General features: G+C 55.4%; 17 protein-coding genes, 1 pseudogene and 1 CRISPR repeat array (1 of these 19 only partly in view). Of the genes and pseudogenes, 14 read left to right on the top strand and 4 right to left on the bottom strand.

Translation table 11 applies throughout. The features are described 5' to 3' along the window. A CRISPR array of direct repeats spans window positions 1-282; the repeat unit is 30 nt; unit sequence GTTTGGAGTCTACCTATGAGGAATTGAAAC (it extends 1,487 nt beyond the left edge of the window). A gap of 165 nt (window positions 283-447) precedes the next feature. Then, a complete protein-coding gene (locus ACYQ0Z_RS10085; protein ID WP_459863884.1) occupies window positions 448-1,734 on the top strand; it encodes an IS110 family RNA-guided transposase in 1,287 nt (428 codons plus the stop codon). Between the two features lie 1,025 nt (window positions 1,735-2,759). Here the strand turns inward: ACYQ0Z_RS10085 and ACYQ0Z_RS10080 are convergent. Both ACYQ0Z_RS10080 and ACYQ0Z_RS10075 read right to left on the bottom strand, forming a co-directional pair. After that, window positions 2,760-3,149, bottom strand: a pseudogene (locus ACYQ0Z_RS10080) (manganese catalase family protein); the annotation flags it as partial. 16 nt (window positions 3,150-3,165) lie between these two features. Beyond that, window positions 3,166-4,752 carry a recombinase family protein gene (locus ACYQ0Z_RS10075; protein WP_459867522.1) on the bottom strand — a complete coding sequence of 529 codons (1,587 nt, stop codon included), beginning with the start codon at window positions 4,750-4,752 and terminating at the stop codon, window positions 3,166-3,168. A gap of 140 nt (window positions 4,753-4,892) precedes the next feature. Between ACYQ0Z_RS10075 and ACYQ0Z_RS10070 the strand changes: the two genes are divergently transcribed. From ACYQ0Z_RS10070 to ACYQ0Z_RS10035, 8 genes are all read left to right on the top strand, one after another. Beyond that, window positions 4,893-5,147 (top strand): helix-turn-helix domain-containing protein, encoded by a 255-nt coding sequence (locus ACYQ0Z_RS10070; RefSeq protein WP_459867519.1) that lies wholly within the window; start codon window positions 4,893-4,895, stop codon window positions 5,145-5,147. 312 nt (window positions 5,148-5,459) lie between these two features. Further along, complete coding sequence (locus tag ACYQ0Z_RS10065; protein WP_459867516.1) at window positions 5,460-5,651, top strand: hypothetical protein; 192 nt, start codon at window positions 5,460-5,462, stop codon at window positions 5,649-5,651. 546 nt (window positions 5,652-6,197) lie between these two features. Beyond that, complete coding sequence (locus ACYQ0Z_RS10060; protein WP_459867513.1) at window positions 6,198-6,575, top strand: amidoligase family protein; 378 nt, start codon at window positions 6,198-6,200, stop codon at window positions 6,573-6,575. Between the two features lie 266 nt (window positions 6,576-6,841). After that, window positions 6,842-7,597 carry a hypothetical protein gene (locus tag ACYQ0Z_RS10055; protein ID WP_459867510.1) on the top strand — a complete coding sequence of 252 codons (756 nt, stop codon included), beginning with the start codon at window positions 6,842-6,844 and terminating at the stop codon, window positions 7,595-7,597. Between the two features lie 24 nt (window positions 7,598-7,621). Then, a complete protein-coding gene (locus ACYQ0Z_RS10050) occupies window positions 7,622-8,080 on the top strand; it encodes a gamma-glutamylcyclotransferase family protein (RefSeq protein WP_459867507.1) in 459 nt (152 codons plus the stop codon). Next, a complete protein-coding gene (locus ACYQ0Z_RS10045) occupies window positions 8,077-8,358 on the top strand; it encodes an HU family DNA-binding protein (protein WP_459867504.1) in 282 nt (93 codons plus the stop codon). The genes ACYQ0Z_RS10050 and ACYQ0Z_RS10045 overlap by 4 nt, the downstream gene beginning before the upstream one ends. Before the next feature lie 59 nt (window positions 8,359-8,417). Beyond that, window positions 8,418-9,236 (top strand): conjugal transfer protein, encoded by an 819-nt coding sequence (locus ACYQ0Z_RS10040; RefSeq protein WP_459867501.1) that lies wholly within the window; start codon window positions 8,418-8,420, stop codon window positions 9,234-9,236. A 189-nt stretch (window positions 9,237-9,425) separates the two neighbouring features. Further along, window positions 9,426-10,058: a sce7726 family protein gene (locus tag ACYQ0Z_RS10035; RefSeq protein ID WP_459867498.1), complete on the top strand. Its 633-nt coding sequence runs from the start codon at window positions 9,426-9,428 to the stop codon at window positions 10,056-10,058. Here ACYQ0Z_RS10035 and ACYQ0Z_RS10030 read toward each other — a convergent pair. Continuing rightward, window positions 9,958-11,076, bottom strand: a complete 1,119-nt coding sequence (locus ACYQ0Z_RS10030) for a beta family protein (RefSeq protein ID WP_459867495.1) — start codon at window positions 11,074-11,076, stop codon at window positions 9,958-9,960. The two genes, ACYQ0Z_RS10035 and ACYQ0Z_RS10030, sit on opposite strands and share 101 nt — an antisense overlap. 238 nt (window positions 11,077-11,314) lie before the next feature. On the opposite strand from ACYQ0Z_RS10030, the gene ACYQ0Z_RS10025 reads away from it, so the two are divergent. The 5 genes from ACYQ0Z_RS10025 (at window position 11,315) to ACYQ0Z_RS10005 (ending at window position 14,162) form a co-directional block, all read left to right on the top strand. Beyond that, window positions 11,315-11,911, top strand: a complete 597-nt coding sequence (locus ACYQ0Z_RS10025; RefSeq protein ID WP_459867492.1) for a metal-dependent hydrolase — start codon at window positions 11,315-11,317, stop codon at window positions 11,909-11,911. Between the two features lie 14 nt (window positions 11,912-11,925). Beyond that, window positions 11,926-12,195, top strand: a complete 270-nt coding sequence (locus tag ACYQ0Z_RS10020; protein ID WP_459867489.1) for a hypothetical protein — start codon at window positions 11,926-11,928, stop codon at window positions 12,193-12,195. A 3-nt stretch (window positions 12,196-12,198) separates the two neighbouring features. Then, window positions 12,199-12,336, top strand: coding sequence for a hypothetical protein (locus ACYQ0Z_RS10015; protein ID WP_459867486.1), 138 nt, complete (start codon window positions 12,199-12,201; stop codon window positions 12,334-12,336). A 30-nt stretch (window positions 12,337-12,366) separates the two neighbouring features. Continuing rightward, window positions 12,367-12,825 (top strand): hypothetical protein, encoded by a 459-nt coding sequence (locus ACYQ0Z_RS10010; protein WP_459867478.1) that lies wholly within the window; start codon window positions 12,367-12,369, stop codon window positions 12,823-12,825. Window positions 12,826-13,523: 698 nt separating this feature from the next. Continuing rightward, window positions 13,524-14,162 (top strand): hypothetical protein, encoded by a 639-nt coding sequence (locus ACYQ0Z_RS10005; RefSeq protein ID WP_459867475.1) that lies wholly within the window; start codon window positions 13,524-13,526, stop codon window positions 14,160-14,162. Here the strand turns inward: ACYQ0Z_RS10005 and ACYQ0Z_RS10000 are convergent. Next, window positions 14,159-15,610: an ISLre2 family transposase gene (locus ACYQ0Z_RS10000; protein ID WP_459867472.1), complete on the bottom strand. Its 1,452-nt coding sequence runs from the start codon at window positions 15,608-15,610 to the stop codon at window positions 14,159-14,161. The two genes, ACYQ0Z_RS10005 and ACYQ0Z_RS10000, sit on opposite strands and share 4 nt — an antisense overlap. Between the last annotated feature and the right edge of the window lie 50 nt (window positions 15,611-15,660).

Below are 15,660 nucleotides of genomic sequence, written 5' to 3'. Positions count from 1 at the left end.
TATGAGGAATTGAAACATTGGCGCGCTGTTTGATGAGCAGAACGAACGCGAGCTGTTTGGAGTCTACCTATGAGGAATTGAAACTGTTTTTGTTGATGCCCTCGCTGGCCAGCGCCTGCGTTTGGAGTCTACCTATGAGGAATTGAAACGCGGCTGATCCACCGGTACGCTGCTCGATTATGTCGCGTTTGGAGTCTACCTATGAGGAATTGAAACCTGGACGAAATTCGTTCAGCCGCCGCGCATCCAAATGTTTGGAGTCTACCTATGAGGAATTGAAACGACACAGCCGATCGCAGATCTTTTATCCACTTGTTCGCGTTTGGAGTCTACCTATGAGCATTCCTGTAATGAAACAAACGGGGGTTTGAACAAAACGAAAACCTCCTGATATCGTGGTGGTGTCGAAAGAATCCACCACCACGAAAATCAGGAGGTAGTACCCCTATGATAGCACAAAATCGCAAGCTTGCCACCATTAACGATTCCACGCTCATCGTAGCCGTTGACATCGCGTCCCAGAAACACGTGGCACGTGCGATTAACTGGCGTGGGCACATCCTTGGCGAACCGTTGATCTTTGACAACCGACTTGAGGGGTTTGAGGTGTTCTTAAAGTGGATCCGCCAGCTGCAGGCGAAACACGGGCTTTCAGAGGTCGTGGTCGGCATGGAGCCGACCGGTCATTACTGGCTGAACCTTGCCGCTTATTTGCGTGCTTGCGATGTCCCGGTCGTCCTTGTCAACCCCTTCCATGTCAAGCAAACCAAAGAGTTTGTAGACAACTCGCCGACCAAAAACGATCGCAAGGACGCCTTGGTCATTGGCAAGCTCATCAAAGACGGGCATTTCGTCATTCCCACATGGCCGCAAGGCGATTTCGCCGAGCTGCGCGGCCTTGTTCATCTCCGCCACCAGCTCATGAAGAACCTTCAGCGCCTGCACGCGCGCATCCGCCGCTGGTTGGACCAGTACTTCCCGGAGTTCCTAGATGTGTTCCCGGACTGGGAAAGCAAAACGGCCCTCGTGTCGCTTCGTCTCTTCCCGCTTCCGCAAGATGTATGTGCGTATACGCCCGAGGAGCTGGTTCGCCAGTGGCGAGAACACGGGGTACAGCGGGCCGTGGGACTTTCGCGCGCTCGTTCCTTGCGCGCAAGCGCCGAGCGTTCCATCGGTCTGACCCAAGGCCTGCATGCCGCGCGCCTTTCGCTTCACTGCTGGTTGCAAGAATACGACCTCCTGCGCCAGCAGCTTGAGGAGATTGAGCAGGCAATCGCAGAGCTCCTCAAGCGCATTCCCGGGGCTATGGAAATGCTGAGCATTCCCGTCGTCAGCGAAATGACGGTGGCGGGGTTTCTGGCCGAGACGGGTGACTTGCGCCAATACCGCGACTGGCGGCAAATTCGCAAGCTGGCAGGGCTGAACATCGTCGAAAACCGCTCCGGGAAACACGTAGGCAAAACGCGCATTTCCAAGCGCGGACGTGCGCGCCTGCGCGCGCTTCTGTACCGCTGTGTCTTCGTGCTGGTGGCCAAAAATGCGGAGTTCCGGGCCTTGCATCGCTATTACACGAAGGAACGCCCAAACCCGCTGAAACCCAAACAATCTCTCGTTGCGTTGTGCTGCCGGTTGATTCGCCTGCTCTATGTTCTGGGGACGCGCAAGATCCGCTACGATGCCAGCCGAATGCCCAAACCTCCGCAATCCATTGCGACGGTAGGTCTCGTCGCCTAGGGTCAGGAATGCTCCTGATGGTGTGACGAACGCCTTGATCCGTTCTCGCTCATTCGTGCACGCAGAGAGCCGGTATTTCAATCCATTCGGGCTGAGACCCTGCCTAGGAGCAAACGTGGCCTCCTCCCTCGACAGGTTGGACGAAGGAATGTGGTGGGCACAAGACTCCGTGAGATATGGGAGGGTAGCTGCGAGGGAAAACAGGGGAGGCCTAGGAACGGCCTAATAAATGGAAGTTCGTTGATCTTTTCCCTCAACAGCACCCCTCAAACCAATATTCAACTTATAATCAACAAATAGGAAATAATTCTGATTTCGCCGAGGGAGTAAACGTGCAAATGGGTGAGCAAAACGAAGAAAATAGCTTTTTGCTTGAGGGAGGAATTGAAACACGCTTCTCGCGCCGGATGTGTGTCTGGTACCTGTACCGTTTGGAGTCTACCTATAAGGTCACCTATAAGGAATTGAGACGCACCCTCACTGGCCAACGCCTGCTTGAAGGCGTCAATGTTTGGAGTATACCTATGAGGAATTGAAACAGTATGGATTTGATCGTTTTCGGTGCGAGTTCCTTTCTGTTTGGAGTCTATCTAATGAGGAATTGAAATCTGATTTTTCCGGTCGGCGCCGGTGGGTGGCTATTTTCTTTTAAAGCCTACCTATGAAGTTTCGGATTTGAAACGATTGAGAAATTGAAACGGGCACAAGAAAGCCCGGTTCACTGGCCGGGCTGCTCGTCTGGAGTCTACTTCGTGAGGAATTGAGGCTCACGATCTGCTGCACCGCAGCGCTGCGAGAGGATCAGGTTTGTAGTCTATCTATTATGAAAATTAAATCAAATTACAAGACAGGCCATCGGCGACCGGTCAACCGGGTGTCGCCGGTAAATCACCTATTCCTGTCTTTCCGATGCTCTGTCCACCTTACCAAATGACAAGCTTGCAAATATAATGCTTTACAAAACGTAAAGCCAGCGCGTCCGCAAAGGGCCGCTGGCGTTTTCTTTGCATTCGCGGTATACGGGGTCAAAAGTACTTTTTCCGGTCCCGTTCTTCCTTCAGGATTTCTACTGCTTCCCGGAAACGTTGGGAGTGCACCACTTCTCGCTCGCGTAAAAAGCGCAGAGCGTCCTTGAGGTCCGGATCGTCGGTCAGGTCGATGAGCCACTGATACGTGGCGCGGGCCTTTTCCTCCGCGGCAATGTCTTCGTACAGGTCGGCGATGGGATCGCCCTTGGCCTGGATGTACGCGGCTGTGAAGGGTACGCCGGAGGCATCATGATAGAACAGCGCCTTGTCGTGGCTGGCGTAGTGTTCGCCGAGCCCGGCTTCTTTCAGCTGTTGCGGCGTGGCGTCTTTGGTCAGCTTGTAGACCATCGTGGCGATCATCTCGAGATGGGCTAATTCATTGGCTCCAAAATGTTGTCGGTGATCACTTGGGAAGCTTGGGGAACAGCGTGAGTGAGAACTGATCCATGGCTCCCGACCACCGGCCACCTTTCTCTTTACGGTAGGTAGCGTATTCAAGAACCGATTTGAGAAGCGCGTTTTTCTTTGCCGGATCGTCGGTCTGGTGGTACACGTCCAAGACATGCTCTACCCGCGGGATTGTCTCCGCCCGAGCTTCTATCCGTTTGCGCTCCATCTCCAACTCCTGTTCGGCATTGGCGAGTGCAGCTTTTGTTTCCTCGATACGCTGCGCGAGAATCTGGGAGCGCTCCAAGAAAACCTCAACCGTATAGATGCGTTGCTCTAGGAGGTCGTGCAGCGTGTTTTTCTGCTCGTGCAGTTCTTCCAGCTTCCGTCGGAGAGACTTCACCAAATTCTCGTGGGCCTGCAGCTTGGTTTCGTCGCTTTCCCGGATCTGAGGTTTTCTTTGCTCCCATTGGGCTTTGTAAGAGATCAACCAGTCCTGAAGAGCCTTGAGCAGTCGCTCCTCTACCAGATGGAAGTAGGAGCTGACGTTTCGACAACCCTGAGTGGGGCACATGATGGTGGGTAAGGTATTCTTGCCGGTATAGGGCCGCATGATCATGGAAGCACCGCACATGTCGCATCGTATGAGACCGGCTAGCGGATTGCTAATCTTACCGGCCGGCGCCGGTGGGTGACTATTTTCGCTCATGATCTCCTGGGCCCGGCGGAATGTGTCCTCATCGATTAGGGGTTGATGCAATCCCTTCACCAGGATCCAATCGTCTTCCGGTTTTCTTGGACGACTTCTTCCATCCCTGCGTTTAATCTGTGGTCGAAATCCCCAACGGACGTATCCGGCATAAACCGGGTTACGAAGAAGGTTATTGACTGAAGCTACGGTCCATTTTCGCCCCATAGCGGACGGGATTTTCAATTCCTCGTTCAGATACCGGGCAATTCGTCCAGTTCCCATTCGTTTTTCCGGGTCTGGGTTAGTGTACAGTGAGAATATCAGCTGCACTACTGGTGCCTGTTCGGGATGGGGCTCCAACGTATATCCCTTTCCGTTCGGGCACTTCACCCGTATGTACCCATAGGGCGGCTTGTTTCCCACGTATTTCCCTTCCTTCACCGATGCGATGCGCCCGCTTTGCAGGCGGCGGGTGATCGTTTTGAATTCGCGGCGGCTCATGAAAAGGCCGAACTCGAAGTATTCCTCATCGTCCGGATTTGACGGGTCATACACCCTCATGGGCGTCACGATGAGGGTATTCGAATACTTGAATGCCTGGGCCACAATCCCCTGGTCCATCGTATCCCCGCGGGCCAGACGTTCAACTTCGACCACGAGAACCCCTGTCCAACGGCCGGCCTCTACATCCTCGAGGAGTTTCATCATCTCGGGGCGGGCAGAGATGCGTTCACCCGTGATCGGCTTTTCCCGGTAGATCTTCGTTATTAGGATCCCGTGCCGTTTGGCCAGATCAAGCAGAATGCGCTCATGGCGGGCATAGGTGTCTTCTTCGCCGCGGGCCTCGGCTTCGAGATCAGCGCGCGACTTTCGGAGGTATGCGCAGTATTTGCCGTCTGGGAGCTTGTACATAGCAACCACCCCGGAATTGGCTAGCCTCGTTCGAGAAGAAAATCGGTGCTCTTCTTGCAAAATGATGGGGATGTCTTCTGCGGCACTCCCGTTTCGTTACCGTAAGTAGTTTGCCAGAAGGTAATGGGGGTGAACAAAGAATGGTTCTAAGGCTCAACGTCCCGGTTTTGAGGGAGTTCTTAGCCAAGAAAAACTGGACTGAGCGCGATCTCGCTGAACACATGGGCGTTTCGTACACCACCGTTTACCGGGCGTTGCGTGGTAAAAGGGGAGTCGGTGCTTCCTCCGTTGCTAAGTTGCTCGAAGTAACGGACGGTGATTTGACGTTTGATGACCTGTTTTGTCGTGATGGTGTTTTACCAGTTGGTAATGAGAAGAAGGGGGTAACAGTATGAGCACGGAGTTTGGAATCGCCGCTCCTAACGGGTTTATCTTGTTCCCCTTTCAAGAAAGGTCTTGAGAAGTTCGGTAAACTTCTGCCGTTCTTCCGGCGTTAGTTGCCTGGCCGTTTCGATAAGTTGGATGAGTCCTACTGTTAGGGTTTTACAAAAGTTGGCTATGGCATTAGACGTATCAGTCATTGAGTTATTTAGTGAGGATCAAGATTAACCGGAGTGATGTGAAGTGATACCCCGATTACCTCTCTTGTACAGAGGGCAGTCCTTAACGCATCGTCGCATACCCTCGTCACGAGGGGAGATGCGGCGATGCCGAAGCGGCGCCAATTTAAGCGGGAAGGAAACGTCGTGTATACCACCCAGATCGGCAACACGACGATCCGGATATGTGACGACTTCGTCGCCCGGACTCAGGAGGAGATCGAAAAGGTGCTCGATGAGATGCACGCGGCCGGGTGGGCGATCATTGAGAGCCTGCAACGAAATGAGACGGTCAAGTGAGTGCCTTGCTGAAGGTGTGTCCACTTAAGGATCAGAAGCAAGACACCACCGCCACCTACGCCATGGGTCTCACGGGCACGGGGTAATCCCGGGCCCAGAGCTGTGGGACAAGCTTATTGTTCCCTCTACACTAAGCTTATTGTTCCCTCTACACTATTTTTTAACGGCTTCGACGGTCTACATTACCGATCCTGCGGCGTACGAGGAATTGTGATGCTGACGTATTAGCGTTGATTCCGTGGGAGGTGTCAAAAGAATGAAGGGCCTGATACTTATGTGCTTGATTCTTGCGGTTTTTTCCGGCGTGATTCTCACACATGGACAAGCTTTGGCCGCGGTTCTTTGATTCACGTTCGCGGTACTGTTTACACTAGCAGTCATTGCCAAATTGGAGAAAGAAAAGCCCACCACTGAGCGGTGAGCACAAAGCAAGTATGGAGCCTTAATTCAGGATACCCAACGAAGACAAAGATATTGGCTCGACTATTAAAAGTTTCCCTTTCTACGGCCATTGGTCATCTCCAATCTGCTATGGTGGTGTGGGCCATGGACTTTGCGCAGGACGGAAACGTGGAAGCGGCTGGCCCCCGGATCGGGGTGGCCTTCGAACGCCAGTTCTACCGGATGGGCGCCGCAGATGCAGAAAGGTACCGTCGGGAGGGCCTCCCTGGCGTTCACCGGGGTACCCGATACGCGCAGCCGCTTCCGCGAAACCTGAGCTTCGGCGGAGGGGTGTCGGCGGCAGAGGCACGGCGGCGAATCAGCGCAGTCGATGGCCGCTACACGATTTTCAACACCACGAACATTGACCGCGTGTACGGGCGGCCGGCCATCGAGTTTCGCTACCCCAACGGGACCCTGGACCACCGCCAGATCCAGGCCCAGATCCAGGTTGCGAATGCCGTCGTGCATCAGCGGCGGTGATTCGCAACGATTCGCCCCAGTCGCCGTTTACGCCGCGGTTCAGCGAATACGACAGACACGTTTGCCGTTTTGACGACGTGTCCGCGGAAATGGAAAAACAAAACTTCCGCGAGTTTCTCGACGTGCTGGCCAACCCAGCGGATCGCCTGGCGGCGACGTGGCTGTGGCTTCGGGGACGGGTGTCTCAGGAGTAGTTGACAATAGGAAAACGAAATATTATTCTATAGGAAAAAGACGTTCGCTTTCTTAAGAAGGGAGCTGACACGATGCCCGAAAAGCCCCACGTGCAGTTCGTCAACATCGAGGAACGACGTCACTGGCTGGAGCCGGGGCAGGAGCCCCGGATGCCGTACTACATCGTGTTTGCCGACGGCCGGCGGGGGGAGGCGGCCAACCCCTCCCGGCTCATGGACCTCATTATCCACGAGTTTTTCAGTGACGTGACCGACCCACACACGTTCTATTTGCTGGGCGTGCTGCGCCTGCGGGACATCGCGGCCGGCCCGCTGGCCATGCAGGGGATCCGGGCCCGGGTCTACGACGGCGTGGGCCCGGTTTACGACTCGGCCATCAGCCGGTACAAGGACGAGGAGGAAGAGGCGGGCGAGCTTGCGTTCGTGAACCCCGATGACCCCGTGATTCTGGACGGCTGGGACTCTTGGACCGTGGTCGCCAGCCTGATCCGGGCCGGGTACATCAAGCTGTACGAGAAGTACCCGACCTGGAGCGGGGACGGGAAGGAGAAGCAGAAGCGGTGCCAGGGCTGCATCTTCCGCGGCGACGTGGTGGTAGAGGACGGCGAGGAGTGGATGTACTGCCACTGCTTTGAGATGGAGCTCTTGGAAGAGAAGGTGGGGCCGAATTGCCCGTACATCACATGCGGCGCCCCCTATCTGGGCTACCGCGAGGTGCGGCCCGAAGACCTCCCGGACCCGGCGGACTGGAAGCCGGACTGGACGCCGCCGGAGCGGCGGACGAAGGAGTACGTAGGCTTCCGGCGGCAGGAGGAACAGGTGGAGTAATCAGCACTAAAGGGGGAGAGCGCCATGGCGCTGTACTTCGCGTATGGTTCCTGCATGAATCAAGCGGACCTTGCACGGAGCGAGCCGCGGGCCGTGTATGTGGGGCCGGCCGTGCTCCGAAACTTCCGTCTGGCGTTCTCCCGCTACTCGTTTAGTAGGGGAGGGGGTGTTGCGGACATTGTACGCGCGTTGGGGGAATGGGTGGAGGGGGTTCTGTACGAGGTGCCGGATTTCGAGCTGCTCGACCGGCGGGAGGGCGCGCCGCTTTTCTACCGGCGCCGCCGGGTTCGGGTGTATCCGAAGGCCCTCGGCGGCCGGTGGCGGTGGGCGTGGACGTATGAGGTGGTTGACAAGGCTCCGGTCGAGATTGCGCCATCCCCCGAATACGCCCAGCTGATCTGGGAAGGCGCGAGCGTACTCAGTCCCACGTATCGCGCCAAACTGCACGAAAAACTTTTCAGAAAGGGAGATGATGTAAAATGACCAAACAGGAGCTCATTGCAAAGGTGGCGGAAAAATCGGGGTTGAGCAAAAAAGCGTCTGCACTGGCTGTAGACGCGGTGCTGGATGCGATCGCCGAGGCCCTGGCCGCAGGTGAAAAGGTGCACCTCATCGGTTTCGGGACGTTCGAGGTGCGGGAGCGCGCGGCGCGAATTGCGCGCAACCCGCAAACCGGGGAGCCCATTGAGGTGCCGGCCACCAAGGTGCCGGCCTTCAAGGCTGGAAAGGGCCTCAAAGAGGCGTGCAAGGCGGCATCCTAGCGGAAAACCAAGCGCGTTGTTCTCTCGCCCCCCTTTCTTGGTGAAAGGGGGGTTTTCATTTGATCCGGAAACTGACCAGCACGGCTTTGTGGATCCTGCTGGCCCTGGGCGCCCTCGGCGGGATCGGGACCCTTACCCGGTTCTTTGCCCCCGTCCAGGCGGACGTGGTGGTCCCGCAGGATGACCACGAGGTTTCGGCGCTGGCCCTCCACGCCGCCAACGTGTGGCTGACGTGGAACAAGGGGGAGACGGCCGAGCAGCGAAAGAAGGCCGTCGAGAAGTACTGGCCGGATCTCGATCTGCAGGGCTGGGTGCCGCCGGCGCAGGGCCAGACGCCGCGGGAACTGTACGTGCGGGACATCTCCCGGCCGGCGGGGGACTTCGCCGTGGTGTCGGTGGAAGCCTGGTGTGAGGTGTCGGACGGAAAGACGTCGCAGACCCGGCACCTGGTGCTTAACGTCCCGGTTCTGCGGGCAGACACGGGGTATGTGATCACGGCGCCGCCGACGGTTGTCCCGCCTCCCGCCCTGGGGCAAGCGCCGCCGCCCACGTCGCAGAGCGCGCCGCAGGAGGTCGTGGAGGTGGCCAAGCCGTTTGTGACCGACTTCTTGCGCACCTACCTGACGTCCACGAACCCGACGGACCTCGTGAACATGGTCGCGCCGGGGGTGACGATTGAGCCGATGGGTGGGTTTGTCCAGTTCCGCGAGGTGGCCCGTCTGGACATCCTCGACCTGGGCGACGGCCATTACGAGGCGGTGGCCATCGTGCACGTCCGGGATCCGGTCACGCAGGCGGTCTTGCCGTCGCAATTCCTGGTGGACTTTCGGCAAGACGAAAAAGGACGCTTGGAGGTGGTCAAGGTATGGCAACATTGAACCGGTTTGCCGGTTCCGTCTTGCTTCTGGAGCCGATGGGTGCTTGCGAACCGCAGGGAACTATAAAGATTGCAAAGGGCGCCTCCACTGTGGAGGGCGCCCTTGCAGCAGCTGTGGGTGACCATATCGTTGACCCGAACTGACAGTCACGGGTAAACTTCAAGCTATGAGAGTTATTCGGTACCTAACGTGATCAGGGGGAGAAACAAGGTGCGTGACGCAGACATTCGCAGCGCACTCCATCGATACCTCAGTAAGGAATATGAGAAAGATCCAGAGACGCTCATAATCGATGAACTGGGTCTTTGTGAGGGTGAAGCGCGTGTTGATATTGCGGTCGTCAATGGTATCTTGGCGGGGTACGAGATTAAGAGTGACAGGGATACCCTTGAGCGTCTGGCTCATCAAACCCATATTTACAGCTCTGTGCTGGACCAAGTTGTAATTGTAGTGGCTCCTCGCCATCTTGAGAAAGTGGTAGATTTAGTTCCTGAATGGTGGGGTATATGGGAGGCTTTAAAAGATTCAACCGGGATACGCATCGAATCGGTTCGTTCTCCCCGTCAAAATCCCTGTGTCGATCCAGCAGCATTGGTTCAATTGCTATGGCGAAATGAAGCATTGGATATTCTCAAGAGCCTGGGCGCAGAACGAGGCATGTTAAGCAAACCAAGGTGGATGATCTGGGAACGGTTGGTCGAATTGGTGCCAGCTTCACAACTTAGGAACCTCGTGAGGGAACAACTGAAGCGTAGGACAAACTGGAGATCTGATCGACCACAAAAGCGAGATGGTGGGAGGTACCGACGTGTCGCCAAGTAGTCGCGTTGCCAGGTCCCCCCTGATTGTGTGCACATTTATAGATGTACTCATCCCCCCAACTGAACGACTTTCCACAATACGCTTGGTGTTTAATTAGTTGTTGGCAGAGCAATGGGTATTGGTCTTTGGCTCGATTAGCGCTGTTAAGAACTCGACCCTTGGCAATAAGCCAGTGGTTGTCCGTCGTATACCGGATGTTAGCTGTCATCCGAATAAAGGGCGGCAGTTCTGGAGGTTCAGGATGTTGTACAGCATAATCTCCAAAGGTTGGAAGTCTAGGTACGCGCTCTTTCAATGCCGTGACGATGTGCTTCCAAACCTTCCATTCCTTTCGCTCGACATAGTTAAACCCCTCTTGAAGACCGGTCATGTTAATCGGAAATGCCGACGCGGCTAGTGTCAATGTGCGCCACCGATTAACATACGGCAAGTCTTCCAGCAGTGATACAACTGCCCGAGCTAGGATGGTGACTTGACCAGACGAAACATCCTTCAAGTCAAGAATTAAATCTGCGTCTTCTGGAACAACGTTGAGGAATTGCAAGAGGTTGTCAAGCTCGGTACTAAATTGATCAGGGTTTTCAAGGTCGCTTTGGAAAACACGTAGACAGACTCCAAACCCATGGGCTGCCGAAGTTTGTTTCACAGCGGATACGTATTCTTCATCGCGCAACATGTCGACTACAGGAATGATGTGGAGACCGTTCTCGAGTGCTTTGTCACTCAGATACTTCAGCGGGTGCCGCCCATCTTCTGTGTGCTCGTCTTCAGCATCCCATAAAAGGTCTATAAAGAAAGGTCTTTCTTTTTCCCACGAGTCAGCGATGTATTTGACGATGTGATCGAGATGGGTTTCCAGTTCTTTCTTTGGTGTCTCGTTTTCATAGTCCCAAGGTACTGCTGGGATTTCCAACAAGGGAGTTAGGTGCAGTTTTCTGTTGGGATCCATGGTACGAAGAGCGCCAAATTCCCCAGCTCGCCCCTTAAGGATGGGTACATAGTGTTTGTGGTTAAACACGATTTATCCCCCCATTATGCAGGTGGTATAAATTTTCCTAATCGTAATTTCGATATGACATGAATGAAATCCTGCCGTGCTGATACCCCACAAGCACCTTAATGGGATAAGCGACTCCGTGGTTGTTACGATGTGCATAGTGTTTCTTGTGCTGAATATAAGACAGGTAGCGAAGATTGTTCTATCACTTGGGGCCGGTTTTTCTCCCGGCCCCCTTTTTAATTGGAGGGGATGGACCTTGAACTACAAAACCCACCATGTCGCGGCCCTCATCGGGGCCGAGCTGTGGCTTTTGCACACGCACCAGCCGGTTCTTTCGTGGCAGGCGGCCGCGGCTCTGCTCGGGGCCTACCTTGCGGGGCCCATAGCCGACATGGATCACCCGCAGTCGGATGTGGGCCGGAAGGTATGGCCGCTGGCCGTGGCGCTGAATGCGTTGGGCATTCGGCACCGGACATTCACCCATTCGCTCCTCTTTCTGGCCGGATTGTGGGCGGCCTTGCAGCTCTTACCGATACCGGAGGTGGTGCGATGGGCCATTTGGATCGGGTACGCTACGCACCCGCTCATGGACCTCCTCAACGAACAGGGGGTGGAACTGTTCTGGCCGCTACGCGTCCGGGTGCGCCTCTTGCCGGGAATCCTGGCTATCCCGGTGGATTCCGTTGCCGAAACCCTGCTGAGGGGGGTGATGACTGCCGTCAGCTACGTGCTGCTTTTCCTGTACGTGCACCCGGCTGTCGATCACCTGCCGCTGATGGGGCCGGTTGTGAGTGAAGTTGCAGAAGTGATATTCCACATGATGCCATATGCCATTCAAACCTGGATCCGATAAGGAGGGATGATCAAATGCAGACGGGCATTGGACCGATTGACAACTTTGTGCGGTTGGTGTTGGGGATTTTCGTGGCCGCCTTGGTCGTCATGATGAGCGGTCGGATGCTCCGGATGCTCCACCGCCACGAGTACGCGCAGTTGGCCGCGACGCTCCTGCTGTTTCTTGTGGCTTTCTGGTTCATTTACAACCCGGACAGCATCCTCAACATCTTCGACCGCATCACCGACAGCGCGTCCTCGAAGATCGGTGGCGGTGGCGGCGGCGCCGGGACGGGGCAGTGAGCGATGGCGTACCGCACGTACCGGAACCTCTACCGCATCCGCCCGTCCCTGTCCAGCATCGGGCAGGGACGGCAGCGGATCCGGTTGCCGAGGGGCGTGCAGATCACGGTGGACACCGTGCTGCTCACCGCCGTCCTGTAGCTGCCGTGCTCCATTCTCGTCGGGCCGCTTTTGGCCCGCTGGATGCCGCTCAGTCCCTTTCTCACCGGCCTCGCGGTGGCCGGCTACATCGGCTACCAGCTCGGGAAGTTGGATCCCGCCGGTAAGACCGTGGTGGCGTTCCTGTATGACTGGGCGCGGTACCTGGTGCGTGCCAAGGTGCACGATGGATGGGAGAGCCGGCCAAACCCGAAGGGCCGCCCGGAGACCGTTTTGTGGCGGGTGCGGGTGGCGCTCGTGGAAGACGGTCGGGTAGGCAGCCTCCCGGCGAAGGGGCGGGTGACGCAGCTGGAGCTGCGGGTGCCCGCCCATATTAAAGTGCGGAAGGGCGTGGTCACGGTACAGCACCGGGGTCGCCGACTGGCGCCGGGCTGGTACGAGATCGCGGAGGAGGGCAAGGTGGTGCCGAAGCGGTTGCCGCCTAAGATTGGGAGAGCGAGGGGCGGGAACCCGGGCCGTGGTGTCGTATAAATCCGGCGTAAAATCGGGATTTAATGTTATTCTGGCATAAGCCACGGCAACCAACCCCTTGTGTTGTTGTCTCTCGTCAACTAAAAAATGGAATCCTAACGAGCAAAAAATGCGTTGTTAAAATCTCAGAGTGACCAATCAAAGAGGTTAGAACATGGTGGACCCTGGTCTGTAACTAACTCTTGAGGTCGTGCTGAAGTATCCGGACACATCCATCAATGCCATGGTGAGCCCAGACGTATAAACCCTCAGGAGAAGCCCTGGGGGTAAAAAGTTACCGTTTAGACGGCCGGAACCCAGTGTTTCTTGCAGTAACGGTACTCCGATTTGGTTTTGTTGTAAACTGTCCACCGGATACGTAGTAGATTTTTTTTACCCTTCGAGTGATCGGATAACCTTTCGTTAACTTCCGTTTCCTATTAACATACGAGGTTTGCCCTGATTAGCCGATTGGTATACCCCTTTTGTCAAGATATGCTGTCGGATTTTGTCCGAAAATTTTTATTGATTTTTCCAGTCTATGAGCTGTACTATATAATCGCAGGGAGAAGATGTATTAGATTGTAGTTGGCCCCTAGGGCATGAAGGAAAAGGAGGTGTGAAGTAAAAAGAAAAAATATTCTAAATGACGTGGTGCATGTTGTCTCAGAATCCACTATGGTTGATCCATTTCTTCGTACATCGAAGGAGGTATCAACGTGAGTGCACGTAAGTTAATGATTCGGGCGATCTTGCCACTTTCTATTTTCCTGCTTGCTTCCACCAATGTGTTTGCAGCATACTCCTACAGTCCAGCCTCAAATGACAGCTCAACGTCAAAAGCTTACTCTCCATATTACATTAGCGGCATTTTCGGATACGACGACGTTCACCGAGAATTAATGGCTAAGGCATACAACATGAAATGGAACCAGACCAAGAAGAATAATCTGCTCTCCTATAAGAACAATGGTCAATACTACACCATTGATATAGCCGTCAACAATGATAATGACGTGACCATGAGCGCTTGGGAGTCAACATACTATACGAATCTGCCGGGACCTGTATTCGATGTAGAAGATGATCCATGGCCTTTTGGGAATGACTATAACGATGAGGCCGAGGTGACAATGACCCGTCCCGATTTACTTTACGTGGATCAGGCATACGAATTCATTACCCACTGGACAGTGTACAAAACCAGTGGCACGACTTTTGAGTGGAACAGCCAGCTAAGTGAGCGTAGCTTAACAGGGGAGTATAACACAGTCGATTACGAATTTCACTTCAGCAAAACTTTCCCGTGCGTGTCAACTTTCAGTAGGTGCCCCGACACAAAAATTAGGTCAATTTAAACCATTCTTGGAATCGTCCGCACAAGCTCACGAAGCACATACTTTACCCAAGGCGCACCGGATCCAGGCCCGTTAAGGGCCGGAATCCTTGCGCGCAGCCATCCCTCTATGTCTTCTCTCCAACTCTTTTCCCTTTCCTCCGCCGCTCCTTTGCCAAACACATGGCTCAATCTTTCCGGTTGGGCTGTCCACTTGGTTTTCACCACTTCAGCCAGTTCCCCATTTGCCCGCGACGCCAAAAGCCGCGCCAACCGGCCGGCCCCCTCGACGCTCCAACGCGCTCCATGACGCTTCATCCGCCGTGCAATGTGATGAAACACTTGTCCCTCAATCGCCCCTAATCGCACGGGCACTCCCAACTCCCGAATGCCTTCCCAGTTGGTCCGCAGATAGCGCCGCAACTGAACCACCCGCTGCCGCTGTGCCCCGCGGCTGCGATGTTCGGCTGCTTTCAGAGCCTGCTCAACCCCTTCCCAATCGGACGTTGCCAGCGCAGCACAAACCTCCCGATACGCCTTCTCGTCATGTCGAAGACTCTCCACCAGGTTCCGACGAAGGTGAAACGGATCGAGCCGGTATTGCGCTCCCGGAAAATACGCACACCCTTCTTTTACAAACGCCGCTCCATCACCCCCCACATACCATCGCTCCACTGCGCCGAAATCCCAATGTTCACCAAACTTCGCCACGCACTCTTCCCAAAAGGTCGTCCCTTCTGCTACACCGGCATGCACACAACGTTCTTGCAAACGACGCCGCTGGGCCGAAACGTCCCCTTTTCCCTCGTAGGCCACCGCCACCTTAACGGGAATCGTTGCCCGCTTCCCTTCCGAACGCCGGGCTGGTACCCAAACCTCATCCGCTTCCACATACACTGCCGAGCTCTTTCGTTGCCCTTTGGGGCTTACGCCCCGTTCAAACACATCCCGCCGCCGCTGTTCGATCTGTTGCCCCAATTCCCTACCGGCCTTTTGTACCTCCTGCCAGATGCTCATGGCCCGGATGTCCACATTCCCAAGCGTCACGTGCTTGAGCACTTCCGCTGCCCGGTGATACGGCATCTCCACCGCCAGGGCTACGGCCAACTGTCTTGCCCACGGCGAAAGCCGCTGGCGTGGTGCCAAGCCCAGCGCCTCATCCAGAAGGTACCGGCCCTGACCGCTTTCCCGGTCCACGTAGTACCGCCGCTCAATACGCACCTCACCAAAGGGCGTCAGTACCGTGCGCTCCTTGCGATGCACGATCTTTAAATGCTTCCGATCCCGGTTTTTCATAAACTGTTGATCCAACTCCGCACAGGCCGCCTGCAAAAGCCGGAGGGTTGCCTGCTGCACCAGCCGGTAGATGCCCTTCTCCAATGCCTCAAAATCCGGGCTTTGCTTCAGGAGGTCAGCCATTTCCTGCACAAGAAGGAGGATTTCTTGCACGGTTTCGCGAATCCATTCCATGAGACCTCACCGCCTCCTCGACTTCGTGTCGGGGCAAGTTGCCTGGCCAG

Source organism: Calditerricola yamamurae (genome assembly GCF_054654135.1).
This window is presented reverse-complemented; position numbering and strand designations above follow the sequence as displayed.

Coding starts and splice junctions, on each gene's coding strand:
- ACYQ0Z_RS10065 (WP_459867516.1), top strand. CDS start 5,460: ATGCCGAAGCGGCGCCAATTTAAGCGGGAAGGAAACGTCGTGTATACC.
- ACYQ0Z_RS10085 (WP_459863884.1), top strand. CDS start 448: ATGATAGCACAAAATCGCAAGCTTGCCACCATTAACGATTCCACGCTC.
- ACYQ0Z_RS10070 (WP_459867519.1), top strand. CDS start 4,893: ATGGTTCTAAGGCTCAACGTCCCGGTTTTGAGGGAGTTCTTAGCCAAG.
- ACYQ0Z_RS10060 (WP_459867513.1), top strand. CDS start 6,198: ATGGACTTTGCGCAGGACGGAAACGTGGAAGCGGCTGGCCCCCGGATC.
- ACYQ0Z_RS10015 (WP_459867486.1), top strand. CDS start 12,199: ATGGCGTACCGCACGTACCGGAACCTCTACCGCATCCGCCCGTCCCTG.
- ACYQ0Z_RS10050 (WP_459867507.1), top strand. CDS start 7,622: ATGGCGCTGTACTTCGCGTATGGTTCCTGCATGAATCAAGCGGACCTT.
- ACYQ0Z_RS10020 (WP_459867489.1), top strand. CDS start 11,926: ATGCAGACGGGCATTGGACCGATTGACAACTTTGTGCGGTTGGTGTTG.
- ACYQ0Z_RS10000 (WP_459867472.1), bottom strand. CDS start 15,610: ATGGAATGGATTCGCGAAACCGTGCAAGAAATCCTCCTTCTTGTGCAG.
- ACYQ0Z_RS10075 (WP_459867522.1), bottom strand. CDS start 4,752: ATGTACAAGCTCCCAGACGGCAAATACTGCGCATACCTCCGAAAGTCG.
- ACYQ0Z_RS10055 (WP_459867510.1), top strand. CDS start 6,842: ATGCCCGAAAAGCCCCACGTGCAGTTCGTCAACATCGAGGAACGACGT.
- ACYQ0Z_RS10045 (WP_459867504.1), top strand. CDS start 8,077: ATGACCAAACAGGAGCTCATTGCAAAGGTGGCGGAAAAATCGGGGTTG.